Below are 25,390 nucleotides of genomic sequence, written 5' to 3' on the forward strand. Positions count from 1 at the left end.
GCTTCTTACCCTTCCGCGCGGCCCCTGCCGCCGTCATCCGTTTCGCGCAAGCCACGCAGGCGCTGCGCTTCCTCTACAACACGTTTGGCAAGACCGCCAGAGGCCAGCGCCGCATGAATCACGGTTTGGCGCCCAAATGCCTGTCCCAGCTCGTCCGCCGTCAGCCAACCGATGTATTTTCCGAAGTGCGGCGTGCTGAGTTTCGACTTGCCGCGCCCCGATCCATCAGAGGCTTGTATCAGTACCTGGGCCTCTTCCCGGTCCAGCCACGTCTTGACCTTTTCATAACCGGCGACCGCATCGCCGGACTTGCGCGCAAGGCTCACCAACTCGATCACACGGCGTGCAACCTGGCGTTCCACTTCGTCCGTCAAATCACTCGGCACGCTTACTTGCGCCTTGAATCCGCGCGCAAACAGCTTTTTTCCCACGGCTTTGTCCAACGCACTGCGTTCGGCCGCGACATAGACGCCACGCCCTGGCAGTTTCGCCGCGACATCCGGAAAGACCTGACCATCCGGCCCCGTCACAAAGCGGATCAACCCAAATTTAGGTTGAATCTCGCCCGTGGCGATGCACTTGCGTTCAGGTCCATCGGACCGATCTTTATGGACGCCACCGCGACCCATACGCGCCACCCGAAGCCTGAGATCAGGCCTCGGCCTCCTCTTCAGCAACTTCAACATCTTCTTCGGCCTGTTCCAGCTCAGCCGGATCAACCCAACCCAGCATGATCCGAGCGGTCATGACCAGATCCTGCGCCTCTTCCAGCGTCACACCGAAAGGCTCCAGAACACCGTCATCTTTGATTCGCTGGCCGTCGACCGTGGTCCAGCCACCGGCCAGTTCCCAGTCAGCACAGGTGGCGAAGTCTTCCAGATTTTTGACATCGTCCTTGGCCAGCGCCTCAACCATCTGGGGTGTCAGGCCTTCAAATTCAATAAGGCTGTCCTCGGCACCCAACGCGCGGGCACTTTCCAGCGCCGCCTTGGCCTGTGCTTCCAGGTATTCCCGGGCGCGGGTCTGCAACTCTTGCGCAGTACCTTCATCAACGCCGTCGATGACCAGCAGTTCGTCGATCTCGACGTAAGCCACCTCTTCGAGGTTGGTAAAGCCTTCGGAGACCAGCAGCTGAGCGAAGAACTCGTCCAGATCGAGGGTTTCCATGAACAGGCTTGTCCGGGCTTCGAATTCTTTCTGACGACGTGCCGACTCCTCGGCTTCGGTCATGATGTCGATGTCCAGATTGGTCAGCTGGCTGGCCAGACGCACGTTCTGACCGCGACGACCGATAGCCAGCGACAGCTGTTCCTCGGGAACCACAACTTCGATTTTGCCGGCTTCTTCGTCCAGAACCACCTTGGAAACCTCGGCGGGCTGCAGCGCGTTCACCAGGAAGGTCGGCTGATCTTCGTTCCACGGGATGATGTCGATCTTTTCACCCTGCAGCTCGTTCACAACGGCCTGAACACGGCTTCCTCGCATACCTACGCAGGCACCAACCGGGTCGATTGAGCCGTCATACGAGATCACAGCGATCTTGGCACGCGAACCTGGGTCACGAGCCACGGCCTTAACCTCGATGATGCCGTCATAGATTTCCGGCACTTCCATCTTGAACAGTTCGGCCATGAATTCCGGTGCGGTGCGCGACAGGAAGATCTGGTGGCCGCGAACCTCGCGACGCACTTCTTTGATGTACGCGCGCACGCGGTCATTCGGGCGATAGCTTTCGCGGCCGATCTTGTCATTGCGGCGCAGAACGGCTTCGGCACCGCCCAAATCGACGATAACATTGCCAAACTCTTCGCGCTTGACGGCACCGTTGATGATGGTGCCCGCGCGATCTTTGAATTCTTCGTACTGACGGTCACGCTCGGCTTCGCGAACCTTTTGCAGAATGACCTGCTTGGCGGACTGCGCAGCGATACGGCCCATTTCAACCGGCGGAACTTCTTCGACAAAGACGTCACCAACTTCGGGCGATTCCATGTACTGTTTCGCCTGTTCAACCGTCATTTCGGCCTGATAGTTCTCAAGCTCTTCATCCTCGACCACGGTGCGGACGCGGGTAAAGGTCGCCTTGCCGGTCTTGCGGTCAATCGACACGCGAATGTCCATCTCGGCGCCGTAACGGCTCTTGGCGGCGCGGGCGAGCGATTCTTCCATCGCTTCGACAACCAGACCGGGGTCGATCATCTTTTCGCGGGCCACGGCCTCGGCGGTCTGTAGCAGCTCCAGCTGGTTGGCTGAGGTGATTGCCATCAGTTCGTCTCCTCTTCGGACCCTTCGGTCTCAATCTCGTCGAAAGCGTTTTCGTTCAGGGCACCGGCGTCCTTGCGCTGGCGCAGCATTTCTTTGATCAGGTCATCGGTCAGGACCAGCTTTGCATCGCTCAACCAGTCGAATTGCAGGCCGATGGTAATGGTCTCATCCCCCTCGGGGATATTAATCAGAACCTCATCCCCTTCGACCCCGGCCAGCTCGCCTTTGAAGCGGCGGCGGCCGTCGATCAGTTCGGAGGTTTCGATTTTGGCCTCATACCCCTCGAACATCTCAAAATCCTTGAGGCGGGTCAGAGGGCGGTCGATGCCGGGGCTTGAAACCTCAAGCGTATAGGCATCAAGAATCGGGTCCTCGACATCCAATGTGGCGCTGATCGCGTTCGAGATTTCGGCGCAATCGTCCACTTCGATACCGCCATCTGGCTTATCGGCCATGATCTGCATCGTGGTCGTCTTGCCGCTCATTAGACGAATACGCACAAGCTCATACCCGAGATCCTCGATCACGGGGGTGATGATCTCGGCCAGTCGCCGATCAATGGCTGCTTTGGCTATCAGGTCATTTGTCATCTGGTACTCTACCCTGTCAGTCGGGCACAAAAAAACGGGCGCGCGGCCCGTCGATCTTTTCCGGTGGAGCCCCGGACCGAAGCCCGACACGCCGCTGTTAACGGCGATATAGCCAAGCAACCGCAAGATTGCAAGCCCAAGCACCGGGATGGTCAATCACAATATCAGTTTGGGAGAATCCATTCACCATTTTCACAGACATAAGGACCAACGCGGTCCCCATCTTCATAGACCTCGCCATCAAACAGACATTCCCGTCCCTGGGCGTCTACGCTGCCTGACAAAGCGACGGCTAAAAGCGCGACTGTAGCGGCCAGAACAGTACATTTTTTCATTGAAGCCTCCTATTCCGCCTAAGTTGTAAAAAGTGCAGGCTGCGTGTTGCACGGGAATTTCATCACCGACAACGTGCCTCTGCCCTGAAACTGCTCGGCATCCGCCATCCGCGGCGGGAAAAGCTGGTCAAAAATCACCCGGTTCAGCCCCAGCTTCCTTTCCGAGCCGGATAGAAACTCGAACGGCGTCCGCGCGGCGCAAACGTGAAAAACAGGATCTTGCCCCACCGTGAACTGAGGCATGATACTGGATGACCCACCCGTCGGCTTGATCCGGACGGTGATCCCCGGTGTCAAAAAACTGTCGGGGCAGGTGTACACCACCGGTTTTTCATTCTCATTTGTGTCATGCAACAACACGCCCTCGGCGGTCACCTCATGCTTGAGTGGGTTGAACACGGTCTCTTGCTGAATGAAGTTGGTGTAGAGCGTCGCAAACAACAGACTGTCGTCATGCGGTTCGGTCTTAATAACCTCAAGCAGAACGCCGCGCATCCCGACCGACACGGGTTTGTAATTTTCCAGCCCTTTAATCTCGTGAACCAGTTCCGAATCGTTCAGCGCATAGTAACCAAGCGATTTCAAAGTGCGGGTCAGAGCCCGCATATCGGACAGTTTTCGCGCCGTCTTCTCTGCGTCATCTTCCGGTGCCGGCTGTACCGCCTCAAAACCATTGTCCAGCAACTGCGTCAGTGACTGTCCGTCGAGGGCGTCCAACCCTATCGTCCCGTTTTTTTTGACTGTAACGGTCAGGTCTTTACCTGCTTTCAGGGCAGATACAGCGACAAATGCCATAACACCTGACAAAATGAATATCGTTAAACTCTTTAGAGCTTCAACCTTCATGGGAATTCTCCCACTTGCGAAACAATTAAACCAATACGGCGCGCATTATAGCAAAAATTGGTGCAAATTAGAAGGCAGGCGAGTTTTCGCGGTTTAAATCAACCACCAGCGCTCGGCAATTCGGCCATCATCCAAAACGCGATCCGTTCCGATTTGGCGTGGCATACCGACATGCGTTGCAACAGCCAGCGCCATGTTGGATTCGCTTGGGAAAAAGCGCAATCCACGTTTCGGGCTTAACCCCTCGCCCGCAGGCTGCACAGCGATATCCACATAGCCATCCCGCAACGCCTCAGTGCGCACTCGTGCGTCGGGGATGACGATAACCTCAAGGGTTTCAGCCCAACCGGCCGATCCGTCCTTATAATGGCCCGCCACACGGCGCCCGAGGAAATGACGATCATCTTCAGCCCGCTCAACACTGTAGCAACCGGTGCCGTTCGCAGCCCGTAGCGGCGTTACACCTTGTCCGGTGCGCGTGATAACGAATCTGCTGTCAGCCAGAAGGAAGGGCAGACCCGGGTTGGCCTGGGTCAGTTCCAAACGCACGCGGTTATCTGACAAGGCTTCGACCCGCCCGACATCGCCCAAAACAGCCATCACGTCGTTAACGTTAAGTGCCGCCCCATCGTGAAACCGGGCTGTTTCGCGCAGATCAAAGCTCCAGTTGCGGGCTTGGGAATCAGTCTGCCAATCGGTCGCAAGCTCTCCGCGCAGGGTGCCGTCGGGTGCAATCTCGGTCAGGGTGTCGAACACAGCGCCACGGGCGACCTGTTCCAAACTGTCGTCGCGCGGCACCGCCAGGCGCAACGTTCCGCCCACTTTCGGTGTATCGGCCAAAGAAGTCCCCGTCGCCGCCAGCAATGCGGCAGCGGCACCAGAGGCAAACAGAGCGCGACGGTCAATCCGGGTCATAATGCACCCTCTGCCACTCGGTCCATGATGCGAACCAATTCAGCACTGATTCCGGGCTCGGACAACGCATGCCCTGCCTGACGCACCATCTTCAGCTCGGCATTGGGCCAACGCTCGGCAAGGTTCCACGCCGCCAGAGGCGGACAAATCATGTCATACCTCCCCTGTACGATGTGGCCGGGGATATGAGAGATCCGGTCCATCTGGTCCAGAATCTGCCCGTCGCGCTCAAGAAACGCGTTGTTGATGAAATAATGATTCTCAAGCCGCGCAAAGGCGCGCGCGTATTCCCCCGGGCTTTCCCCGGTTGCGCCATGCGAATGGATCGACGCCAGGGCGTTTTCCCAACTGGACCAAGCGCGCGCATACAGAATCTCGGTCGCGCGATCACCCGAGAACAGGCGTTTGTTATACGCGCCGATCGTGTCGCTTAGTTCACTTTCCGACAGCAGAGCAGTGAATTTGGACCATTGTTCGGGCCAAAACTTCCCCGCACCGCCACCATAAAACCAGTTCAGCTCGGCCTGCGTTGCAAGGAACACACCGCGCAGCACCAGTCTGCTGACGCGATCTGGGTAGGATTGCGCATAGACCAGCGCAAGCGTTGCCCCCCAACTGCCGCCAAAAACGATCCATTCGTCTATATCCAGCAGCGTACGCAGTCGTTCGATATCGTCCACCAGATGCCATGTGGTGTTATCCGTGACCGAAGCATGAGGCCTCGAACGACCACACCCACGCTGATCAAAAAGAATCACCCGATAGACGTTCGGATCGAAATAACGCCGCATAGCCGGGCTGCAGCCACCACCGGGCCCCCCATGCAGAATCACCACAGGAAGGCCATTGGGATTGCCGCATTGTTCCATATAGATACGGTGCCCGTCGCCCACATCGACCATCCGCTGATCGAATGGGTCGATCGGCGGGTACAGATATTGAACTGCGCGCTTTTGGTCCGGGTACTTGTCCATTATGGCCCTATATAGTCCTTAAGCGTAAAAGAGCATACGGAGACAGGAATGCAAGCGCATCCGAACACGGTTGACCCTTCTGAGATCGCAAAATTCGAAGCGATGGCCGCAGAATGGTGGGACCCGCATGGAAAATTCAAACCACTGCACATGCTCAACCCCTGTCGGCTGGATTATATCACACAGCAGATTGCAGGCGAATTCGATCGCGATTTGAAGGCCGCAAAGCCGTTCGAGGGTCTGCGTTTGCTGGATATCGGCTGCGGCGGCGGGCTGCTGAGCGAACCAATGGCCCGCCTTGGAGCCGAAGTAGTCGGAGCAGATGCCGCCGAAGGCAACCTGCCCGTCGCGAGAATCCACGCGGAACAATCCGGGCTGGAGATCGACTACCGCCACGCCACTGCCGAGGACATGGCCGCTGCAGGCGAACAGTTCGACGTGGTGCTGAACATGGAAGTGGTCGAGCATGTTGCCGACCCGTTGGGATTTCTGACAGCCTCGCAGCAATTACTGAAACCGGGCGGGTTGCTGATCTGTTCGACCATCAACCGCAATCCGAAATCTTATGCCATGGCCATTTTCGGGGCCGAGGTCGTCATGCGCTGGCTGCCCCGCGGCACGCATGAGTGGAACAAGTTCATCACTCCCGATGAGCTGTTTGACCTACTGCGCCAAGCCGGGCTGGGGCCGGTGGACCGCAAGGGTTTCGTGTTCAACCCGATCCTGTGGAGTTGGTCGATCTCGGACCGCGACCTGAGCGTGAATTATGTGACGGCGAGTGTGAAGCCGAGTTAAGGAAGATTTTTTGGCTCGATCGTTAAGTTACGCGCTGTGGCGCAGTATTTTATGGAGCCGCAATTTCCACTGCTACCATATTCAATAGCCCGCTAGCCACAGCACAAGAGGTAGCAGGCGGGTTCGTGTACGAGCATGAAGGCGTTCCGCTGTATGGCTATGTAAGCCATCCTAAGGTTTCTGAGGCGACTCAGGAAATAGCAGATCGTTACTTGGGTTCGAACTCGAACAACTATGATCTAGTAAGGGCGTTGTATTTTTTCGTCTTTATTGACCCCGAGATAGTTTCGGATGGCAAGTTTGTGAAACCAGTCGAATTAGAACTGACGGAGGAGATGACAGAACCATTTTCCAAACACGAACTCTCTGACGAAGGATGCAATGTAGGGAGAATATTCTCCACGATTGAAGAAGAAAAAGGAGAGTATTTGGTATGGCTTGTTCATGGTGGGCAATATGAGGGCAAAGAAGGAATTGAATCTTGTCTTCTTTTCGCGGCGGCGGCTTCGGCCGGAATTTGGTTGGGTGATTTTCAGCTTTGGATCCCCGTGATTTACGGCAGCTTCTGGATAGAATGCTCTTAGAATGAAGTGGCCGTTCAGTCCGCGGCACATTGCATGAGCATCAAGCCTGCCAGCGCCCGACCACACCAGTCCTGGATCCACCTTGGGACAACGGTTCGCTGATCCCTACTCCCCCTCCAACTGCAACCGCAAATCCCGCAGCACGGGTAACGTGCTGCGCACCCGTTCAAGCCCCAACTCTCCGACGACACGGTTTATCAGCGGGGCAATCGAGGAAATCGCCTGATCTCGTGCACGACGACCCGCAGGGCTGATTGCGACCATCTTGCGGCGGGCGTCGTCCCAGTCGGGGCGGATATGGATGTATCCGGCCCATTCCAGCTTAGCCAAGGTGTTGGTCATCGCCCCTCGGGTGACGTGAAAGGTGCTGGCCAGTTGCGCGGGAGATCGTTCGCCCCCGACAAAAACCAGATGGTTCAGAACTGAAAAGTGCGAGATCTCCATACCCTTGGGCAGCACCCGGCTAAGCCGGTTGCGCAATAGTTGATCGGCGGTCAGGATTTCGCTGAACAGCGTGACCGCAAGGGCATTGTGTTCGTCAGTCATGGTCCGGTTCTGGATCAGGGCCCGTCAAAGCGACGGACGTGAGTCAAAGAGGGCACGCGACGGCGCGCCTCAGACACAGAACTATCATGCAAATCGAAAATGTGAATGCCCGGATCGGTCCCTGCGTCGATGACAACCTCTCCCCACGGGGCAACGACCATGCTGTGGCCATAGGTATGGCGCGTCTTTCCGCGTGTTTTGGGATGCTCGCCGGTCTGGGCGGGTGCCAAAACCCAACAGCCAGTTTCAATCGCCCGCGCGCGTAGCAGCGATTCCCAGTGCGCGGCCCCGGTCACCGGTGAAAACGCCGCCGGAACTGTCAGGATACGTGCACCCGCCTGCGCCAAAGCCGCATAGAGCGCCGGAAACCGGATGTCATAACAGACGGTCATGCCGACCTTGCCGAATGCGGTGTCGGCAATCACCGCCTTATCACCAGGGCGGTAGTTTTTCGATTCGCGGAAGGTCTCGGTCTCGGTGACCTGCACGTCGAACATGTGAATCTTGTCGTACCGCGCCACGATCTGCCCCTGCGGGTCGATCATGTAGGAGCGGTTTGCAAACCGACCGTCCACATCATGCGTTTTGATCGCCAGCGACCCGATCAGCAAACAGACGCCCAGCGCGGCGGCCTGATCCCGCAGGCCCGCCAGCGTCTGGTCATCTTCTTCGTGCTGCAGGACTTCGCGCTGCCGCGTGGTGCTGGTGGAGACGCAATTCGTCACCTCGGGTGTCAGGATGAACCGCGCGCCTTGCGCCGCTGCATCAGCCATCATGGCGCGCACCACGTCCAAATTTTCGGCCGGATCATCCGACGAGGTGATCTGCAGAAGCGCGGTTTTCATCAGGCCGCGAGCAGGCGATCTAGCTTGCCCTGGCGCTCCAGTTCATAAAGCTCATCACAGCCACCGACATGCTGCGTACCGATAAATATCTGTGGAACGGTTCGCTTGCCACCTGCGCGCTTAATCATCTCGGGTTTGCGCTTGGGGTGCATCAGCACGTCGACTTCCTTGAACTCGACGCCCTTCTGCTTCAGCAGGCGCTTGGCCGCATGACAAAAACCGCACAGCGGCGAGGTGTAGATTTCTACCGGTTTCATATTCCGTACCTTCGCGTTTCGCATAATCTTGAGCGAATTAGCTATCCTTGGCAACGCGCGCTAGGGTCAACACGAAAATATGACTTGCCCCGGATGCAAGACAGACGCGCGCGCATGCCGCCAGTGTCGCGCCGGACGTCATCACATCATCCACCAGCAAGATATCGCGCCCGTACAGGTGGGTTTTCCGCCTGGGATGGGCAATGATTGCGTTTTTCAGGGTTTCAGCCCTCTCAACGGCTGTTTTGCCATCCAGAACAGGTGTCTTCCGGCACCGAAGCAAAAGGTCCGGGCACACCTCAAGCCCAACCTCTTTCCCAAGATGCTGCGCCAACAAGGCGGATTGGTTGTAGCGGCGTTTCAGCAACCGGGACCAGTGCAGAGGCACCGGCGCGACCAGCATGCCGTCCCGAAACAGATCCTGCCCGGCCTGTGCCAGCCAGCGCGCAGCAGGGCGCGCCAGTTCGGGCCTGTCACCGTGTTTCAAAGCCAGGATCAACGACCGCGCCTTGCCATCATACAACAAGGCCGAACGCCCTTCCCGCCAAGGTCGGGGGGCAGCCATGCAATCATCGCATTCAATCCGATGCCCGTCTGCCATCCCCGGCAACGGTACTCCGCAGCTTTCGCAAACAACACCGCCGATAAAGGGTGTTTCTCGCCAGCAGGATCCGCACAGGCCGAAATCCGTCTCGGTCAGATCACCGCATCCCAGGCATCGCGGCGGGTAGATCAGCGAGACGGCGGTTTGAATCCGCTGCCACATGCGATAGTTGCGCCCTATGAAACTGCCTGAATCCAACGCACCCTCTTTGTTTGATCGCCGGGCCCTTGCCCTGCATCGCGCCCGTGCACAGGACGAAGCCCTGTTCCTGCATCGCGCTACAGTGGACGAGGTTCAGGATCGGCTCTCTATGGTTAACAAAACCTTTACGGCCCCAGCGATCGTGACGCCGTTTGCGCATATCTGGCGCGAGGTGATCCCAGAGGCTGAATTCGTACCTGATGATGAGGTGCTGGCTCTGCAACCTGGCACGCATGATTTGGTGATTCACGCGATGGCGCTGCATTGGGCCAACGACCCTGTCGGGCAATTGATCCAATGCCGCCGCGCCTTACGCCCTGACGGGCTGCTGCTGGTCGTGTGTCTGGGCGGAGAAACCCTGCACGAGCTACGCGCAGCATTGGGAGAAGCCGAAATCGAAGTGACCGGAGGGCTCAGCCCCCGCATCGCCCCAATGGCTGAGTTGCGCGATCTGGGCGGTTTGCTGCAACGGGCGGGATTTGCGCTGCCGGTCGCCGACACCGCACGTCTGACGGCGGAATATCGCGACATACTGCACCTGATGCACGACCTGCGCGCCATGGGTGAAGCCAACAGCATGTCGGGGCGCATAAAACAGCCCACAAAGCGGCAGGTTTTTGCCCGTGCGCAGCAGATTTATGCTGACAATTTCCAAACGCCTGAGAGGCGACTGACCGCCACTTTTGAATTGATCTGTCTGACTGGCTGGTCGCCCGATGACAGTCAACAGAAACCATTGCGCCCCGGATCGGCCAAAACGCGGCTGGCAGATGCGCTGGGCGCAAAAGAAGGCAAACTGTCCAATTGACGGCCGGGCTTTTCCGGTTATCTCAGGCCAGTACAGAGAAATCTCAGGAAGCTTCAGATGTTTGACGCCACTCGCCCCGATCATGCACCCACAGACCACCCAAAGGTCAGAATGGGCCGCGTCGGCATTCTGCTGGCCAATCTCGGCACGCCTGACGACTACAGCTATTGGCCAATGCGCCGGTATCTGAACGAGTTTCTGTCGGATCAGCGCGTGATCGACTATCCAAAGTGGAAATGGCAGCCGATACTTCAGGGAATCATCCTGACAAAACGTCCGTTCAGCTCGGGCGAGGCCTACAAGTCGATCTGGAATCATGACAAGGGCGAAAGCCCGCTGATGACGATCACCAAGGAACAGACCGCCAAGTTGCGCAATGCGATGCAAGAACGGTACGGCGATCAGGTGATGGTGGATTTCTGCATGCGCTACGGCAACCCCTCAACCAAATCCAAAGTACGTGAAATGGTGGCCGCGGGCTGTGATCGCATTCTATTCTTCCCGCTCTACCCGCAATACGCCGGTGCGACGACAGCAACAGCCAATGATCAGTTCTTCCGCGCGTTGATGGACGAAGCCTGGCAACCCGCCTCACGGACCGTTCCCGCTTATTTTGACGAGCCTGCTTACATTGATGCCTTAGCTGGATCGGTGGAAAAGGCCTATGCCAAGATGGAGACGAAGCCCGACATACTTGTCTGCTCCTACCACGGCATGCCCGAGCGGTATTTGCAGCAAGGTGACCCCTATCATTGCCAGTGCGCGAAAACGAGCCGGTTGTTGAAGGAACGGCTGGGCTGGTCAGACGATCAGCTGGTCTCGACCTTCCAATCGCGATTCGGTCCCGAGGAATGGCTGAAACCCTATACCGTCGAGCACGTGGCCGAGTTGGCGCGGCAGGGCAAGAAGAACATCGCGGTAATCGCACCCGCTTTTTCAGCTGATTGCATCGAGACGCTGGAAGAGATCAACGAAGAGATCAAGGAAAGCTTTGAAGAAGCGGGCGGCGAAGGCTTCACCTATATCCCCTGCCTCAATGACGATGATTCGCACATTTCCGCATTGGGTAAGGTAATCGAAGATAATCTGAAGGGTTGGCTCGACTGACCGGCCCCTATCATCCAGGCATGAAAAAAGGCGGTGGAGCGATCCACCGCCTTTTCTCTAGATAATGCTCGTCAAATTAGCTTGCTGCAACAGCTGCGGCAACTACGACCAGCAGGATCAGCGGCAGGATGATACCCTGCGACGAACCCTGAGTTTCCTCTACAACAACCGGTGCTTCAACAACCGGCTCTTCCAGGTTACCAGCATAAGCGGTCGAAGCAGCAGCAGTCAGTGCAGCGGCGAGAACGAGTTTCTTCATATTAACCTCCAGAATTCGCACGGCTCCATATAGCGAAGCCGCACACTCAAGACTTACCTCGTGTTTTTTTCTAATCAGCTATCCGGCTGGAATGCAATTGGAACTTGAGCCACAAGCGGGTTCGCGCGCGAAAATGTCGTCAAATTAGCAACACTTGCGTGCCGACCTTGGTCATCGAGAATAGTTCGGCGATATCCTCGTTGAACAGACCGATACATCCGTTCGACGACCGGCGACCAATTTTACGCGTATCGTGCGTTCCGTGAATCCGGTAATACTTCCAGCTCAGGTACAAAGCGTGTGTTCCCAATGGGTTATCTGGACCCGGCGGAATATGGTCGGGCCATTCGGGATTACGTTTCTTCATCGACGGTGTCGGCGACCAGCTGGGGCCTTCAACTTTGCGGATAACGCTGGTGCGGCCCCGGCGGGTCAATTCTTCGGTCAACGGAACTGAGGACGGATAGAGTTTGTAGACAGTTTGGTCATCTGACCAGTAATGTAACGCCCGAGACACCGTATCGACCAGAATGGCTCCATTTCTAGTATTCGAGAAATAGGGCTGCCAGTCCAGGGCGCGGAACCCCGATACGTTCCGGCGCACCTGAGGTTCGGGCTCCGGTGCTGGGCGCAATGGATCCCCAGGGATATATTGGGCAATAGCGGGCGAGGCCAACAGGGCCGAAGCACCGGCCAGAAATCCACGGCGACTGGATTGAAGAATTGGTTTCTTGACCATAGCGAACGGTCCTTTGCGAAAGATGTCCTGAAATTTCGACGTATTTTATTGCCAGAATGCGTCAATCGCAAATCAAACCGGCAGAAACATGCAAGAATCAGCCATTGCAGGTTTGCCCAAGGCTGCATGGCGCGCTATGCCGTAGGGCGACACAATAATCAGGTCGATCATGACGCGTATTCTCACATTACTGTTTCTTTGCTTTGTAGCGCTGGCTGCATGTACCCCAAGCAGCACCCCGACATATGGGGCCGATGGGCGCCCACTGCCGACGGTCTACAAGATCCGAGGAAACCCGGAAAAACTCCAGTTCCGGATGCTGGATTCCGTGAATGCACTGCGCCAGGCGCAGGGTCTACAATCGGTTCAGCTAAATTCGCAGCTGAACGCTGCGGCCGCGACTCACTCCAAGGACATGGCGCGTCAAAACCGCCCCTGGCACTTTGGTTCGGACGGATCGTCCCCCATAGATCGAGCGCAACGCGTTGGATATTATGGAACATTCCTGGGTGAGGCAATTTCGGAAACCTATGAGACCGAAACCGAAACCTTAGCCGCCTGGATGCAGGAACCCGGCCCCCGTGCGGTGATCCTGGACCCCAAAGCCACACAAATGGGCTTTGCCTGGCATCAGGAAGGCGGCGGGAAAATTTGGTGGACGCTGGAAATGGGATCAGGCGGGTAACCAAAAGCCGTTTCGAACAAAAATAGAGCCCCTGGTTTTCGGGGGCTCTTTTTTTAATCTGGTTGGTTCAAGCGGCCTGCATGGACTGCGCTTCGGTCAGAATCGCATATAATTTGACCGGATCAGGGTTTGCCCGCAGCTTGGTGCACACAGATGTATCGCGCAGTGTCCGGGACACCAATGCTAGCGCCTTAAGGTGGTCTACTCCCGCTTCTTCGGGCGCGAAAAGCGCAAAAGCAATATCAACTGGCTGGCGGTCGACTGATCCAAAATCGATCGGTTTTTCGAGCATGACAAATACACCCGAAACCGATTCTAAATCTCCCAACCTAGCATGCGGCAATGCCACACCATGACCAACCCCGGTTGGGCCTAGGCTTTCGCGCTCCAGCAAGCAATCGACCACTGTCTGCGCATCCAGGTGCAAAGTCCCGGCGGCGACATCGCCAATCTCCTGAAACAACCGCTTCTTGCTAGAAGCGGCGGACAACACACGTACTGCTTCGGGCTTTAAAATGCTCGAAAGCTCCATCATCACGCTCCATGGCGAAGCCCCTGCCTTTGCAGGGGCGTGCCTTGCTAGTCTTGCCTGTTACGGATCAATCCAGCCGATATTCCCGTCTTCGCGACGGTACACGACATTCAATCCGTCCTTGTTTTCGTTCCGGAACACCAACACCGGTGCGCCGGCAAGTTCCATCTGCATGACCGCCTCCCCTACACTCAGCGATGGTATCTTGGTTTCCATCTCAGCCACGATCATGGGCTGCAGAGTATCGGGTTCGTCAGCCGTCTCCGATTCGTCAGAGGCGAGGATATATGACGACGCTCCGAAGAGTTCAACAGGCTCAGAACGATCCTTGTGGTGGTCCTTCAGGCGGCGCTTGTAGCGACGCAATTGCGTCTCCATCTTGTCGCAGCATCCCTCAAACGCCGCGTAAATCTCGGTTGCATGTGCCTTCGCCTGGGCAGTCAGGCCAGTCGAAAGATGCACAGTTGTTTCGCATACATATTCATGCGCTGAACGGGAAAAGACGACGTTGGCATCCGTCGGACGTTGGGCATATTTGCCCACGACCTCGCCCAGTTCGGTCTGCACGTGTGTCTGCAGGGCCGCACCGATGTCGATCTGTTTTCCGCTGATTTGGTAACGCATGTGATCTCCTTCACAATTCACACCCATTTCTGACGTCACGTAATGCGACGCGCTTGTTTTTATCGGGTGGGGGACATCGGCAAATCCTGCGGTAACCGCACCGGCTCCCCTTCCAGGAAGGGGCGTCGTGATCCAGACGGGAACCGAAGAAATGCCATGCCCCAATTGAGGCAAGAGACGGCGGAAGAGTCAATCAAAACAGGCGTGTATATACGTGATTTCCGCCATGCTCTCGGCGCAAATCTGCGCAAGCTCATGAAATCCGGAAATTTTCGCCGAGATAGACACGACGAACGTTTTCGTTCTCCACCACTTCATCGGGCGTCCCGGACATCAAGACCTGACCGTCATGCAGGATGTAGGCACGATCCACAATTTCGAGCGTTTCGCGTACGTTGTGATCGGTGATCAACACGCCGATTCCACGTTTTTTCAGGTCTGCCACAAGATGGCGGATATCCCCGACGCTGATCGGGTCAACGCCCGCAAAAGGTTCATCCAACAGCAGATATTTGGGATCAGCCGCCAAACAACGCGCAATCTCAACCCGGCGTCGTTCACCGCCCGACAGGGCCAATGCGGGTGCGCGGCGCAAGTGCTCGATTGAGAAATCAGACAACAATTCTTCCAACCGTTCCTTGCGACGGTGGGCGTGTTTGACGGTTATGTCCAAAACAGCGGCAATGTTGTCTTCAACGCTCATACCACGGAAAATCGACATTTCCTGCGGTAGATAGCCGATTCCAAGTCGTGCGCGGCGATACATGGGCAACGTCGTAACAACCTGACCGTCAATCGTAACGGTCCCCGCCTCGGGGAACACCAGACCTGCAACCGAGTAGAATGTTGTGGTCTTGCCCGAACCGTTCGGCCCCAGCAATGCCACCACCTCGGACCGGCCCAACGTCATCGAGACATCACGGATTACAGTCTTTTTGCGATAAGACTTACGGAGTTTCTCGATTTTCAGTCCAGAGGCACCTTCGGACACCGTCAGGTTTGGCTGGGCCATCAGTTGGCCCCCTGTTGCAGGATGGTCTTTACATTGCCGGTCATTGTCGCCTTACCGGTGGTCAGATTGGCGTTCATCTGGTCGCCACTGATCGTGCTGGGTCCCTGCAACAACAAAACGTTGCCCTTCATGACGATCTCGCCTGAGTCGATGGTGTATTCCGCCCAATCGCCTTCAGCCGCGTCTGGCGGGCTGACCAGAACCACATCCTCGGTCGCTTCCATGCGCTCGATGCCCGAACGTTCTTCGTTATAGATGACAAGCACGCGTTCTGCGGTCAGACGCATTTCGCCCTGAATCACGATCACGTTGCCCAGAAATTCGGCCGAGCCATCTTCCTGATTTACGTTCAGCTTTTCCGAGGTCACCTCAACCGGCAGGCTGGGGTCAGCATTCGCTGAGCCAAACGCGACCTGAGTTTCCTGCGCGGACGCAGAGATCGCACCGGTTACCAGAGCACAGCTTACAAGGGCTAAACGAAAATAGAACACAGGTTATCTTTCTGCTTTTTCTGGCTCATACACCAACTTCACGCCATCTGTAAAAATAATATGGACCGGTCCATCTTTTTTTTCAGTCCCGAACGTCATTCTGCCCGCAGTAAAATCACCGATAATACCAGTTCCGTCGACCTGACCTGGCGTATCGCCCTGTATTTCATCCAGCGCAGTGTTCAACAGATCGGTCGTAACGACGATGCCGTCCGTAGTTGTTATAACCACATCGCCAATAAAGGTAGCCGTATTCTTGTCCGGACGGATCATGCCGGAGTTGGAATCCAAAGTAATCACGCCGCCGCTCAACAGGCCCATACGCCCCCGAAACTCGGCTGCCGTGGGCGCTTCGCCTTCTGTTCCTTGCGTTGCCCGGCTAGCCTCGATCTGAATATCTTCGCCTTTGCGGGTGGTTCCCTGATAGTTGGGCTGCGTTACCACCTGATCAGCCAAACGTTCATCAATATCCTTCTGGCTGAAGGGCACGGACACATTGGTTTCGATACTGCGCGATAGCAAGAACACAGTCGACAGCATCGCGATGGCCACCAACGGCAGCACCACCTTGAAGAACTGAACCCTGCGTGAATGTCCGTCCACTCTCAGCCCTCCGCCTACCCCAGCCCGACGCGCAGGCAATCGTGGATGTGCAGCAGCCCTTCTGCCTGCCCCTGTGCTTCCGGATCAACCACGAACAAGGAAGTGATTTTGCGGTCATTCATGATCGCAACCGCCTCTTCCGCCATGGCATTGGGCGAAATGGTCAGGGGATCACGGGTCATCACCTCTTCAGTGGTCTTGTTCAGCAGACCGTCCATGTTCCGGCGTAAGTCGCCATCTGTGACAATACCCATCAGGCGGCCGGCCTCGTCGGCCACGCCCACGACGCCAAAGCTTTTCTGGCTCATGACCAGCAATGCTTCGCTCATCGGTGTCCCAATGGACACCACGGGAAGATCAACATGCATCAGATCGCGCACAGTAGACAGCTGCGCGCCCAGCTTGCCGCCGGGATGAAAGGCACGGAAGTCCTCGGGCTTGAAATCGCGGTACTTCATCAAAGCAATGGCCAAGGCATCGCCCATCGCCAGAGTCAGTGTGGTCGAAATCGAGGGCACCATGCCGAAACCGCAGGCTTCGCCCAATGAGGGGATCAGCAAATGCACATCGGCCTGTTTCATCAGCGTGCTTTCCGGCTTGCTGGACAGGCCAATCAGCGGAATGCTGAAACGGCGGGTAAAGGCCAGAAGATTGACCAGCTCCGGCGCCTCACCCGAGTTCGAAATCGCCAGAACAACATCGCCCTTGGACACCATCCCCAGATCGCCATGGCTGGCCTCGGCCGGGTGCACAAAATAGGCGGGTGTGCCGGTGCTAGCGAGTGTCGCAGCGATCTTGTGGCCGATATGGCCCGACTTTCCGATACCACTGATTATGATGCGGCCCGGAGCCTGCAGGATCATCTGCACGGCTTTGGCAAATTGGTCATCCAGGCTTTCGGCCAGCACGTCCAAGGCACGGGCCTCGTCGGTGATGACTTGTCGGGCGGTTCTCAGGAATGCTTCGGTATCGGTCATGAGTGCGCAAAAATATCCGTTTCGGGCCAACCGGCGAGGTCGAGTTTCGCACGCATCGGCAAGAATTCAAAACAGGCCTGCGCCATCTCAGTGCGGCCTTCGCGGGCCAAGCGTCCATCCAGCGCGTCGCGTAACTGGTGCAGGTAAAGAACGTCCGAGGCCGCATATTCCAACTGCGCGTTCGTCAGGGTTTCGGCGCCCCAATCGCTCATCTGCTGCTGCTTTGAGATATCGACGCCTATCAGTTCTTGGCACAGGTTCTTCAGCCCGTGCCGGTCGGTGTAGGTGCGAACCAGCCGACTGGCGATCTTGGTACAATAGACCGGGGCCGCTAGCGCACCAAATGCGTGATACATCGCGGCAATATCGAAACGGCCAAAGTGGAAAAGCTTTAGCACGTCAGGGTTTTCCAGCATCGCACACAGGTTCGGGGCCTTGTTCTGGCCTATTTCGACCTGAACAATATGGCTGTCTCCGTCGCCGCCCGACATCTGGATCACGCACAGACGATCGCGATGCGGGTTCAGACCCATGGTTTCGCAGTCGATGGCCACAACAGGGCCCATATCCAACCCGTCCGGCAGGTCGTTTTTGTACAGATGGTTTGCCACGGGGCTTGTCCTTTGTCCGGTATCGCCCCCGAGATAGGAGGTTTGACTCGTAAACTCAACGCCATCCACACTTCTGCGGCAGGGACCCGCAGGTTGTGTTGATCTTATCCCTATGGGGAGGATAGGGTTATTGAATGACGCAGCACAAACACACTTCGCACCCGCAAATCCACGCGCGCCTGAAACGGGCGCACGGGCATCTGGCCAGAGTAATATCCATGCTCGAAGATCAGGCGCCCTGCACCGACATCGCACAACAGCTTTTTGCAGTAGAAAAGGCTATTACTAACGCCAAGCGGGCATTGATCCATGATCATATTGATCACTGCCTGGCACCGACGACCGATGCGAAAGACCCGGACGTGGAAGACTTCAAAGCAATCACAAAGTATCTGTGAGCGATGTTGAGCGTCCTGAAAAACCGCGTTTACCGCCATTTACTGGCCGCTCAGGTTGTCGCTCTAGCGGGAACCGGGCTGGCAACCGTTGCCTTGGGATTGCTTACCTTTGATCTGGCCGGTGACGCAGCAGGTATGGTTCTGGGAACCGCACTAACCATCAAGATGGTGGCCTATGTGGTTATCGCACCGCTCGCCGCTGCATTTGCGGAGCGACTGGACCGGCGCAAAATGCTGGTGGTTCTTGATCTTGTGCGGGCCGCTGTTGCGGTGTGCCTGCCGTTTGTGACCGAGATTTGGCAGATCTATGTGCTGATATTCCTTATGCAATCAGCCTCTGCCGGGTTTACGCCCGCTTTCCAGGCAACAATTCCGGATGTTCTGACAGATGAACAGGACTATACCAAAGCTTTGTCGCTGTCCCGGCTGGCATATGACCTTGAAAGCCTGCTCAGCCCGGCTTTGGCTGCAGCGCTTTTGCTGATCATGAGCTTTGATAGCCTTTTCTGGGGCACAAGCCTCGGATTCGTTGCCTCCGCGATCCTGGTTGTGTCGGTTACCCTGCCCTCACCCAAACCAACTGAACGCCGAGGGATTTACGACCGGACGACGCGGGGCATTCGCATTTATCTTGGCGCGACTCGGTTGCGCGGATTACTGGCTTTGACTTGGACAGCCGCCGCGCTCAGCGCGATGGTCATCGTTAACACGGTCGTCATCGTGCGCGCCGATCTTGGACTGTCCGAGAGTGCCGTGGCCGTCGCCTTGGCTGGGTATGGTGGCGGCTCGATGCTGGCTGCCTTCATACTGCCCTCACTTCTAAACAGATACGAGGACCGCAGCGTCATGCTTACCGGCGCGGCGCTCGGGACGTTAACAATGGCATTTGCAGCCGGGTTGTTCGCATTAATTCCGATGACCTTGTGGGGTCTTGCGGCGCTATGGGCGGGTGCTGGTCTGGGCTATTCGGCCATTATGACCCCTTCTGGTCGACTGTTGACGCGCACGGCAAGACCCGAAGACCGCCCCGCAGTTTTTGCGGCCCAGTTCACTCTGTCCCATGCCTGCTGGCTGGCTCTTTACCCGCTGGCCGGATGGCTGATGACCTCAAAAGGGACCGAGCACGCATTGATCTGGATGACGATTGCAGCCCTTTTGGGGCTTGGTGTTGCGCCTCTGATCTGGCCGCGGTCCAACCCGGAAACCGCGCCGGGCAAAGATATTGACAAACCTTGAGTATTCCACGGGCTTTGCACTAAACCTTGGTCCTATGGATCAGCTTGACCGTCGCATCATTTCGGCCCTTCAGCACAACGCCCGCGAATCCACGACCAAGATCGCAGCGAAACTTGGCGTGGCCCGCACCACCGTGCATGAACGCATTCAACGGATGGAAGAGCGCGGCGTTATTGCCGGATACTCGGTGCGTCTGAACGCCCCGGAAGACGCACCGCGCGTTCAGGTCGTTGTCCTGCTTGAGGTTCAGCAAAAAGAGACCACGCGGATCATCAAGCGTCTTGAAACCTATCCCGAGGTCAAACTCTGCCTGTCGATCAACGGAGAATTCGACCTGCTCTTGTCCGCAGAAGCCCCGAGGATCGAGGATCTGGACATTCTGGTCGACGATCTGGCCAGGATACCCGGTATCCTGCGGACCAATACCAGTGTCGTGTTTGGGCGGCGGATCGACCGAAACTGAGTAGTCGATAACTCTCTGTAAACCCTGAAACCGATAGCTTGGCCGGGACTGATCAGAATCCCGGACCGGCAGAATGCCAAATCGAACGATCTCAGCACTGACCTTTGTGGCGCTGTTGGCTGCGCCGCACGGTTTTGCCATGCCCAGCACCCGAACAGCCCATGTATGCGAACACGCCGCCCAGCGCGCCGCCCTGGCCGAAGGCGTACCGCTGGATATCATGCGCGCCATTGCCCGGGTTGAAACGGGCCGCACGGTGGACGGGGCGCTGCAACCCTGGCCCTGGACGATCAATGTCGAAGGGAAGGGCATTTGGTTCGCCTCAGAACTAGAGGCAAAATCATATGTCTTCGGTATCTTCAAAGCAGGCAAACGCAGCTTTGACGTTGGATGTTTCCAGATCAATTACCGCTGGCATGGCAAGGCTTTCAGGTCGATAGACGCCATGTTCAACCCCGATGAAAACGCAACATATGCAGCGCAGTTTCTGAAAGAGTTGTATGCTGAGCTGGGTTCATGGAACGCCGCCGCCGGCGCCTATCACTCGCGCACACCGGCTTTGGCGAACGCTTACATGGAGCGTTTTAAAACCGTTCTGTCCCAATTGGATGATCAAGCCCCGACCGCATTTGCGTCGCGCGATCCCTTTACCGGGGCCGCAAGCCCGCTGTTTCCGCCCCGGGCAGAGCCTGCCGACACTGGCGCGATGGGGTCTTTGGTGCCGGTGACCAGCGCAGCAACAGCCTTTATCCAGTTCAACTAGGAGCCTCTCGTGCCCAAGATCGACGCCCGTTCGCTATTTTCTCCGACCGTGCTGCTGGCGCTGGCGTTGATGACGGTCATCGTGATGATGATCCTGCCGATGCCCGCTTGGGTTCTGGACGTCGGACTGGCCACCTCATTTGCACTGGCGATCCTGATCTTTACCCTGACGCTGTTCATAGAGCGCCCGCTGGATTTTTCATCCTTTCCGACGATCCTTCTCGCCTCGCTAATGCTACGGCTATCGCTGAACGTATCCTCGACCAAACTGATCATCGGTCAGGGACATACCGGCCCAAATGCGGCCGGAGATGTGATCGAGGGGTTTGCGAATTTCGTCATGGGCGGCAGCATCTTTCTGGGCCTTGTCGTGTTTGGCGTACTATTGATCGTAAATTTCATGGTCATCACCAAAGGCGCGGCCCGTATGGCCGAGGTCGGTGCACGATTTGCGCTGGACGGAATGCCCGGCAAACAGTTGGCCATCGACAGCGATATGTCCGCCGGCGCCATCGACCATCAGCAGGCTAAAGAACGGCGAGAGCGGGAACAGCAGGAAACGACGTTCTTCGGATCCCTCGACGGGGCCTCGAAATTCGTCAAGGGAGACGCAGTTGCGGGGCTGTTGATCACCCTGCTGAACCTCGTGATGGGTCTGATCATGGGTGTGATCGTGCACGGCATGCCCATCTCATCCGCTTTCGAGACCTATGCCATCCTGACCGTCGGCGACGGATTGGTGTCGCAAATCCCTGCCGTTATCATCTCAATCGCGTCGGCTCTGTTGCTGGCCCGAGGCGGGACCCAAGGCGCGACGGACAGCGCGATCTTCTCTCAACTGGGTCGTCACCCTGCGGCGCTGGGCACAGTGGCGATGCTGATGGTGTTATTTGCATTGGTGCCTGGCCTGCCCTTTTTGCCTTTCATCCTAGGCGCAGGCGTTCTGGGCTATGCGGCCTATTCGGTGAACCGAAAACAGAAGGCCGAGGCCGACGCGGACCATGCGCCATCGTCACAGGATGAAACCCCGGTCTCGCAGGCCATCGGGGACATTCTGGATCTGGACGACGTTCATCTGGAATTCGCCCCTGATCTTGTCAGTATGGTTCTTAACCCCGGCACCGGGCTGGATGCCCGGATTGCCAATATGCGCACCTATGTCGCCTCCAGCTTTGGGCTGATCCTGCCCGACATCCGCCTGACCGACCGGGCAGAACTGCCGCTGGGAACCTATGTGATCAAGGTGCAGGGGGTCGAGCAGGCGCGCGGTGTCCTGAATCCCGATCTTGTACTGGCGCTGGTGCAGGACGGTCACGACATGCTGCCCGACGGCAATGATGTCACCGAACCCGTCTATGGGGCCCCGGCCCGCTGGATTCTGCCCAAGGATCAAGAGGCCGCAGCGCTGAGCGGCGCAACCATCGTCTCACCGCCCGAAATATTGGCGACACACCTGCTAGAGATCATCAAACAAAACTTCGCACGTCTGCTGACCCTGAAATCCCTGCGCCGCCTGCTGTCCGAGATGACACGGCTTAGCGATCCGGTTCGGGCTGAAGCCAACCGCAAACTGCTGGACGAACTGATCCCGGACAAGGTGCCAATCGACACGCTACATTCGGTTCTACGTCTGCTGCTGGAAGAGAAGGTCTCGATCCGCAACATGGCCCTGATTCTGGAAAGCGTTGCCGAGGCGCGCCTGACCACAACCCAGCCAGAGGGGATTTGCGAGCTGGTCCGGCAAAGATTGGGGTTCCAGTTGGTTGCCGACATGAAACGGGGCGACGGATCCATTCCGTTGATCCAGCTTGCGCCCGAGTGGGAGGACACGTTTGCCTCGTACCAGATCGACGCGCCCAACGCCGGATTGGATGTGGCCTTGCCGCCGAACCTGTTCAACAGACTGGCAGATGGTGTCGTCGACACTGTCACACAATCCGCCGATCACGGGGTGTTCCCGGCACTCGTGACTTCGACGCGCCGACGGCGGTTGCTGCGTACGATCATGCAAGCGCGGGGCGTGTCGAATCCAGTTCTATCCTTCGAGGAAATCGGGCTTGAGGCGCGACCCGCTTTGGTCGGAACAGTCCCCGCATGATCACCTTGCCACCAGCTTTATTGCCGGAATTGGCCGATGGTCTGTGGCACTTCTTTGCCGTCTTCCTGCGGGTGTCGGCCTTGGTGTCCCTCTTGCCCGCATTTGGGGAACGCAGCATTCCAACCCGCGTCAAGCTGGGGATCGCCACAGCTTTTACGCTGATTGTCACGCCTGCCGTTCCTGCGCCCGACCACGGGCAAGGATTGTTGCCGCTGGTGCAGTTGATTGGCACAGAAACACTTGTCGGGCTGGCACTGGGCATTGGATTACGTCTGTTCGTTCTGGCCTTGCAAACAGCTGGATCCATTGCGGCGCAATCGACATCGCTGTCTCAAATTCTAGGTGGGGCCGCTGTCGATCCTGTTCCGGCAATGGGGTATTTGTTGACCCTTGCAGGTCTGGCGCTGGCTGTACTACTGGGCCTGCATATCCGTGTCGCGCAATTTCTGATACACAGCTACACGATGTTTCCGATTGGCATTGCCCCACTGGCACCGGATATGTCGCAATGGGGCGTGCAACAAATTGCGCGCAGTTTTAGTCTGGCGTTCAGCTTGGCCATGCCCTTTGTCATCGCATCGCTGATTTATAACCTTGCGCTTGGGGTCATCAACCGGGCGATGCCTCAGTTGATGGTGGCATTTGTTGGCGCGCCCGCGATCACTTTCGCGGGCTTATTTCTGCTTTTTGCAGGCGCACCTTTGATCTTGTCGGTGTGGTCCGACGCCCTGTTCGCATTCATGACCAACCCGCTTGAGTTCATAAGATGAATGGTCAGGACGACGACAGTGACAAGTCCTTTGAGGCGACGCCGCAAAAGCTGCAGAAAGCGCGGGAAAAAGGTGAAGTCGCCAAGTCCAACGACCTGTCCGTCGTGGCCTCCTATGTTGGTTTGCTGATTGCCATGCTGGCCGCAGGGCAACTTGCGGTGCAAAGATTGGGTACATTGTTCGCCGTTTTGATTGATCAGGCAGATGATTTTGGGCAATTGCTGACCACCGGCTCGGCCGCCGGCCCGGTCGGGGGAATACTGCAGACGGCTTTACTGTCTGTTTTGATCCTCTTTGGCCTTCCCGCTGCCGCTGTTCTGCTCAGCCTAATTTCACAGCGCGCGCTGGTGTTTGCGCCCACCAAACTGAAACCCAAGCCGTCGCGCATATCGATACCGTCCAATGCGAAAAACAAATTTGGGCGCGGCGGGTTGTTCGAATTTGGTAAAAGCTTTGCGAAATTGGTGATCTACTGCACATGTTTGGCGCTTTTCCTGCGGGCCAACCTCAACGAGATTCTGTCGGCAAGTACCGCTCCGGCGCGGTCGTCCGTGATGCTGATGACGAACCTTCTGTTCCGGTTCATGTTCATCGTGATTACGGTCGCCCTGGCCATCGGTGTGGTCGATTACATTTGGCAATACGCCGAGCACATGCGCAAAAACCGGATGTCGCGCAAGGAAATCCAGGATGAGACCAAAGATGCCGAAGGCGACCCGCATGTAAAACAGCAACGTCGTCAGCGCGCCCAGGATATCGCAACCAATCAAATGATGGCCGAGGTGCCAAAAGCCGATGTTGTGATCGTCAACCCGACCCACTTCGCTGTCGCGCTGAAATGGTCCCGCACCGTCGGATCGGCACCAGTATGTGTGGCCAAGGGTGTGGATTCCGTCGCAGCTGCCATCCGCGAGGCCGCCGGACAGGCCGGCGTCCCAATCCATCCTGATCCACCGACGGCGCGTGCTCTGCATGCCACGGTCGAGATCGGACAGCAGATATCTGAAGAGCATTACCGACCTGTTGCCGCTGCTATCCGATTCGCCGAGGCAATGCGCAAACGGGCGAAGGAGCAGATTTGATGAAACGTAAGCAGCTGCAGGATCTGGCAATAGTTACCGAAGCCGCGTTTCAGCGAGAATACCAATCCCTGCACCCAGTGCTCGAAGCCGAGGCGCGGGTACAGCACCAATTGGTCCGGCTTGATGCGCAAGTTCAACAAACCCGGCAGGATTTGGAGTCTTCTGAAGGCTACCGTGTTACCGGCACAGATGTGCTTTGGAACGGGTGGGAATCGGCGACACGCAGGCAACTCAACACACAGCTTGCCCGGTTAAGAGCGCAAAAGTTGACAGCCCTTGCGAACCTGCGCGTCGCGTTCGGGCGCAAACAGGCGGTTTCCACATTATGCAAGAAACGCCGATAAAGACTGCCCATAGTCCAATCAATGCCAGCCGA

33 protein-coding genes are annotated in these 25,390 nt (G+C 57.0%); 13 read left to right on the forward strand and 20 right to left on the reverse strand.

The window, feature by feature from the left end; genetic code table 11:
• Nucleotides 1-5: 5 nt before the first annotated feature.
• The 7 genes from ACR0AK_RS13920 to pip form a co-directional block, all read right to left on the reverse strand.
• Nucleotides 6-629 carry an RNA-binding protein gene (locus tag ACR0AK_RS13920; protein WP_170565024.1) on the reverse strand — a complete coding sequence of 208 codons (624 nt, stop codon included), beginning with the start codon at nucleotides 627-629 and terminating at the stop codon, nucleotides 6-8.
• Between the two features lie 22 nt (nucleotides 630-651).
• Nucleotides 652-2,265, reverse strand: coding sequence for a transcription termination factor NusA (nusA, locus tag ACR0AK_RS13925; protein ID WP_170565028.1), 1,614 nt, complete (start codon nucleotides 2,263-2,265; stop codon nucleotides 652-654).
• Nucleotides 2,265-2,855, reverse strand: coding sequence for a ribosome maturation factor RimP (gene rimP / locus ACR0AK_RS13930; RefSeq protein WP_170565030.1), 591 nt, complete (start codon nucleotides 2,853-2,855; stop codon nucleotides 2,265-2,267). Before rimP ends, nusA begins: the two co-directional genes overlap by 1 nt.
• Nucleotides 2,856-3,019: 164 nt before the next feature.
• On the reverse strand, nucleotides 3,020-3,190 hold the full coding sequence (locus tag ACR0AK_RS13935; protein ID WP_480793742.1) for a hypothetical protein: 171 nt from the start codon (nucleotides 3,188-3,190) through the stop codon (nucleotides 3,020-3,022).
• Between the two features lie 18 nt (nucleotides 3,191-3,208).
• On the reverse strand, nucleotides 3,209-4,036 hold the full coding sequence (locus tag ACR0AK_RS13940) for a hypothetical protein (protein WP_480793743.1): 828 nt from the start codon (nucleotides 4,034-4,036) through the stop codon (nucleotides 3,209-3,211).
• Nucleotides 4,037-4,129: 93 nt separating this feature from the next.
• Nucleotides 4,130-4,951: an ABC transporter substrate-binding protein gene (locus ACR0AK_RS13945; RefSeq protein WP_480793744.1), complete on the reverse strand. Its 822-nt coding sequence runs from the start codon at nucleotides 4,949-4,951 to the stop codon at nucleotides 4,130-4,132.
• Complete coding sequence (gene pip / locus ACR0AK_RS13950) at nucleotides 4,948-5,925, reverse strand: prolyl aminopeptidase (RefSeq protein WP_480793745.1); 978 nt, start codon at nucleotides 5,923-5,925, stop codon at nucleotides 4,948-4,950. Before pip ends, ACR0AK_RS13945 begins: the two co-directional genes overlap by 4 nt.
• A gap of 48 nt (nucleotides 5,926-5,973) precedes the next feature.
• Here pip and ubiG point away from each other — a divergent pair, with 48 nt between their 5' ends.
• Nucleotides 5,974-6,720, forward strand: a complete 747-nt coding sequence (gene ubiG, locus ACR0AK_RS13955; RefSeq protein ID WP_480793746.1) for a bifunctional 2-polyprenyl-6-hydroxyphenol methylase/3-demethylubiquinol 3-O-methyltransferase UbiG — start codon at nucleotides 5,974-5,976, stop codon at nucleotides 6,718-6,720.
• A 125-nt stretch (nucleotides 6,721-6,845) separates the two neighbouring features.
• Nucleotides 6,846-7,304 carry a hypothetical protein gene (locus ACR0AK_RS13960; RefSeq protein WP_480793747.1) on the forward strand — a complete coding sequence of 153 codons (459 nt, stop codon included), beginning with the start codon at nucleotides 6,846-6,848 and terminating at the stop codon, nucleotides 7,302-7,304.
• A 105-nt stretch (nucleotides 7,305-7,409) separates the two neighbouring features.
• On the opposite strand, the gene ACR0AK_RS13965 is transcribed toward ACR0AK_RS13960, so the two are convergent.
• Genes ACR0AK_RS13965 through ACR0AK_RS13980 form a run of 4 tightly spaced genes read right to left on the reverse strand, consistent with a single transcriptional unit; the run spans nucleotide 7,410 to nucleotide 9,718 of the window.
• On the reverse strand, nucleotides 7,410-7,850 hold the full coding sequence (locus ACR0AK_RS13965) for a MarR family winged helix-turn-helix transcriptional regulator (protein ID WP_170418232.1): 441 nt from the start codon (nucleotides 7,848-7,850) through the stop codon (nucleotides 7,410-7,412).
• 14 nt (nucleotides 7,851-7,864) lie between these two features.
• On the reverse strand, nucleotides 7,865-8,695 hold the full coding sequence (locus tag ACR0AK_RS13970; protein ID WP_480793748.1) for a carbon-nitrogen hydrolase family protein: 831 nt from the start codon (nucleotides 8,693-8,695) through the stop codon (nucleotides 7,865-7,867).
• Nucleotides 8,695-8,952 (reverse strand): glutaredoxin 3, encoded by a 258-nt coding sequence (gene grxC, locus ACR0AK_RS13975; protein ID WP_170565054.1) that lies wholly within the window; start codon nucleotides 8,950-8,952, stop codon nucleotides 8,695-8,697. Before grxC ends, ACR0AK_RS13970 begins: the two co-directional genes overlap by 1 nt.
• Before the next feature lie 37 nt (nucleotides 8,953-8,989).
• Nucleotides 8,990-9,718: a ComF family protein gene (locus ACR0AK_RS13980; RefSeq protein ID WP_480794520.1), complete on the reverse strand. Its 729-nt coding sequence runs from the start codon at nucleotides 9,716-9,718 to the stop codon at nucleotides 8,990-8,992.
• A gap of 16 nt (nucleotides 9,719-9,734) precedes the next feature.
• On the opposite strand from ACR0AK_RS13980, the gene ACR0AK_RS13985 reads away from it, so the two are divergent.
• On the forward strand, nucleotides 9,735-10,565 hold the full coding sequence (locus ACR0AK_RS13985; protein WP_480793749.1) for a methyltransferase domain-containing protein: 831 nt from the start codon (nucleotides 9,735-9,737) through the stop codon (nucleotides 10,563-10,565).
• Between the two features lie 57 nt (nucleotides 10,566-10,622).
• Complete coding sequence (gene hemH / locus ACR0AK_RS13990; RefSeq protein WP_480793750.1) at nucleotides 10,623-11,672, forward strand: ferrochelatase; 1,050 nt, start codon at nucleotides 10,623-10,625, stop codon at nucleotides 11,670-11,672.
• A 76-nt stretch (nucleotides 11,673-11,748) separates the two neighbouring features.
• Here hemH and ACR0AK_RS13995 read toward each other — a convergent pair whose 3' ends face one another.
• The gene (locus tag ACR0AK_RS13995; RefSeq protein ID WP_010442520.1) at nucleotides 11,749-11,931 is read right to left on the reverse strand and encodes a hypothetical protein; all 183 of its coding nucleotides are present in this window, start codon (nucleotides 11,929-11,931) and stop codon (nucleotides 11,749-11,751) included.
• A gap of 139 nt (nucleotides 11,932-12,070) precedes the next feature.
• Nucleotides 12,071-12,670: a L,D-transpeptidase gene (locus ACR0AK_RS14000; protein ID WP_480793751.1), complete on the reverse strand. Its 600-nt coding sequence runs from the start codon at nucleotides 12,668-12,670 to the stop codon at nucleotides 12,071-12,073.
• A 169-nt stretch (nucleotides 12,671-12,839) separates the two neighbouring features.
• Between ACR0AK_RS14000 and dalA the strand changes: the two genes are divergently transcribed.
• Nucleotides 12,840-13,355, forward strand: coding sequence for a divisome-associated lipoprotein DalA (dalA, locus tag ACR0AK_RS14005; protein ID WP_170565068.1), 516 nt, complete (start codon nucleotides 12,840-12,842; stop codon nucleotides 13,353-13,355).
• Nucleotides 13,356-13,422: 67 nt separating this feature from the next.
• On the opposite strand, the gene ACR0AK_RS14010 is transcribed toward dalA, so the two are convergent.
• The 7 genes from ACR0AK_RS14010 to ACR0AK_RS14040 all read right to left on the reverse strand — a co-directional run bounded on the left by ACR0AK_RS14010 (nucleotide 13,423) and on the right by ACR0AK_RS14040 (nucleotide 18,205).
• Nucleotides 13,423-13,887, reverse strand: a complete 465-nt coding sequence (locus ACR0AK_RS14010) for a PTS sugar transporter subunit IIA (protein ID WP_170565071.1) — start codon at nucleotides 13,885-13,887, stop codon at nucleotides 13,423-13,425.
• A gap of 60 nt (nucleotides 13,888-13,947) precedes the next feature.
• Nucleotides 13,948-14,511, reverse strand: a complete 564-nt coding sequence (gene hpf / locus ACR0AK_RS14015) for a ribosome hibernation-promoting factor, HPF/YfiA family (RefSeq protein ID WP_058273067.1) — start codon at nucleotides 14,509-14,511, stop codon at nucleotides 13,948-13,950.
• A gap of 253 nt (nucleotides 14,512-14,764) precedes the next feature.
• Nucleotides 14,765-15,523 (reverse strand): LPS export ABC transporter ATP-binding protein, encoded by a 759-nt coding sequence (lptB, locus tag ACR0AK_RS14020; protein WP_170565074.1) that lies wholly within the window; start codon nucleotides 15,521-15,523, stop codon nucleotides 14,765-14,767.
• Entirely contained in the window at nucleotides 15,523-16,014 is a 492-nt protein-coding gene (locus tag ACR0AK_RS14025; RefSeq protein WP_170565077.1) for an LptA/OstA family protein, read from the reverse strand. Before ACR0AK_RS14025 ends, lptB begins: the two co-directional genes overlap by 1 nt.
• Before the next feature lie 3 nt (nucleotides 16,015-16,017).
• The gene (gene lptC / locus ACR0AK_RS14030; protein WP_480793752.1) at nucleotides 16,018-16,617 is read right to left on the reverse strand and encodes an LPS export ABC transporter periplasmic protein LptC; all 600 of its coding nucleotides are present in this window, start codon (nucleotides 16,615-16,617) and stop codon (nucleotides 16,018-16,020) included.
• 14 nt (nucleotides 16,618-16,631) lie between these two features.
• Nucleotides 16,632-17,594: a KpsF/GutQ family sugar-phosphate isomerase gene (locus tag ACR0AK_RS14035; RefSeq protein ID WP_480793753.1), complete on the reverse strand. Its 963-nt coding sequence runs from the start codon at nucleotides 17,592-17,594 to the stop codon at nucleotides 16,632-16,634.
• The gene (locus tag ACR0AK_RS14040) at nucleotides 17,591-18,205 is read right to left on the reverse strand and encodes a ribonuclease D (protein ID WP_480793754.1); all 615 of its coding nucleotides are present in this window, start codon (nucleotides 18,203-18,205) and stop codon (nucleotides 17,591-17,593) included. Before ACR0AK_RS14040 ends, ACR0AK_RS14035 begins: the two co-directional genes overlap by 4 nt.
• A gap of 134 nt (nucleotides 18,206-18,339) precedes the next feature.
• Between ACR0AK_RS14040 and ACR0AK_RS14045 the strand changes: the two genes are divergently transcribed.
• From ACR0AK_RS14045 to ACR0AK_RS14080, 8 genes are all read left to right on the forward strand, one after another.
• Complete coding sequence (locus tag ACR0AK_RS14045; protein ID WP_480793755.1) at nucleotides 18,340-18,603, forward strand: metal-sensing transcriptional repressor; 264 nt, start codon at nucleotides 18,340-18,342, stop codon at nucleotides 18,601-18,603.
• A 3-nt stretch (nucleotides 18,604-18,606) separates the two neighbouring features.
• On the forward strand, nucleotides 18,607-19,839 hold the full coding sequence (locus ACR0AK_RS14050; RefSeq protein WP_480793756.1) for an MFS transporter: 1,233 nt from the start codon (nucleotides 18,607-18,609) through the stop codon (nucleotides 19,837-19,839).
• A complete protein-coding gene (locus tag ACR0AK_RS14055) occupies nucleotides 19,826-20,302 on the forward strand; it encodes an Lrp/AsnC family transcriptional regulator (RefSeq protein WP_480793757.1) in 477 nt (158 codons plus the stop codon). Before ACR0AK_RS14050 ends, ACR0AK_RS14055 begins: the two co-directional genes overlap by 14 nt.
• A 73-nt stretch (nucleotides 20,303-20,375) precedes the next feature.
• On the forward strand, nucleotides 20,376-21,065 hold the full coding sequence (locus tag ACR0AK_RS14060; protein ID WP_480793758.1) for a transglycosylase SLT domain-containing protein: 690 nt from the start codon (nucleotides 20,376-20,378) through the stop codon (nucleotides 21,063-21,065).
• A 9-nt stretch (nucleotides 21,066-21,074) separates the two neighbouring features.
• Nucleotides 21,075-23,162 (forward strand): flagellar biosynthesis protein FlhA, encoded by a 2,088-nt coding sequence (gene flhA, locus ACR0AK_RS14065; RefSeq protein ID WP_480793759.1) that lies wholly within the window; start codon nucleotides 21,075-21,077, stop codon nucleotides 23,160-23,162.
• Nucleotides 23,159-23,932, forward strand: coding sequence for a flagellar biosynthetic protein FliR (locus ACR0AK_RS14070; protein WP_480793760.1), 774 nt, complete (start codon nucleotides 23,159-23,161; stop codon nucleotides 23,930-23,932). Before flhA ends, ACR0AK_RS14070 begins: the two co-directional genes overlap by 4 nt.
• Entirely contained in the window at nucleotides 23,929-25,014 is a 1,086-nt protein-coding gene (gene flhB / locus ACR0AK_RS14075; protein ID WP_480793761.1) for a flagellar type III secretion system protein FlhB, read from the forward strand. The genes ACR0AK_RS14070 and flhB overlap by 4 nt, the downstream gene beginning before the upstream one ends.
• Nucleotides 25,014-25,358, forward strand: a complete 345-nt coding sequence (locus tag ACR0AK_RS14080) for a hypothetical protein (RefSeq protein WP_480793762.1) — start codon at nucleotides 25,014-25,016, stop codon at nucleotides 25,356-25,358. The genes flhB and ACR0AK_RS14080 overlap by 1 nt, the downstream gene beginning before the upstream one ends.
• Nucleotides 25,359-25,390 lie beyond the last annotated feature (32 nt).

It is taken from the genome of Ruegeria sp. BI12 (assembly GCF_056537985.1).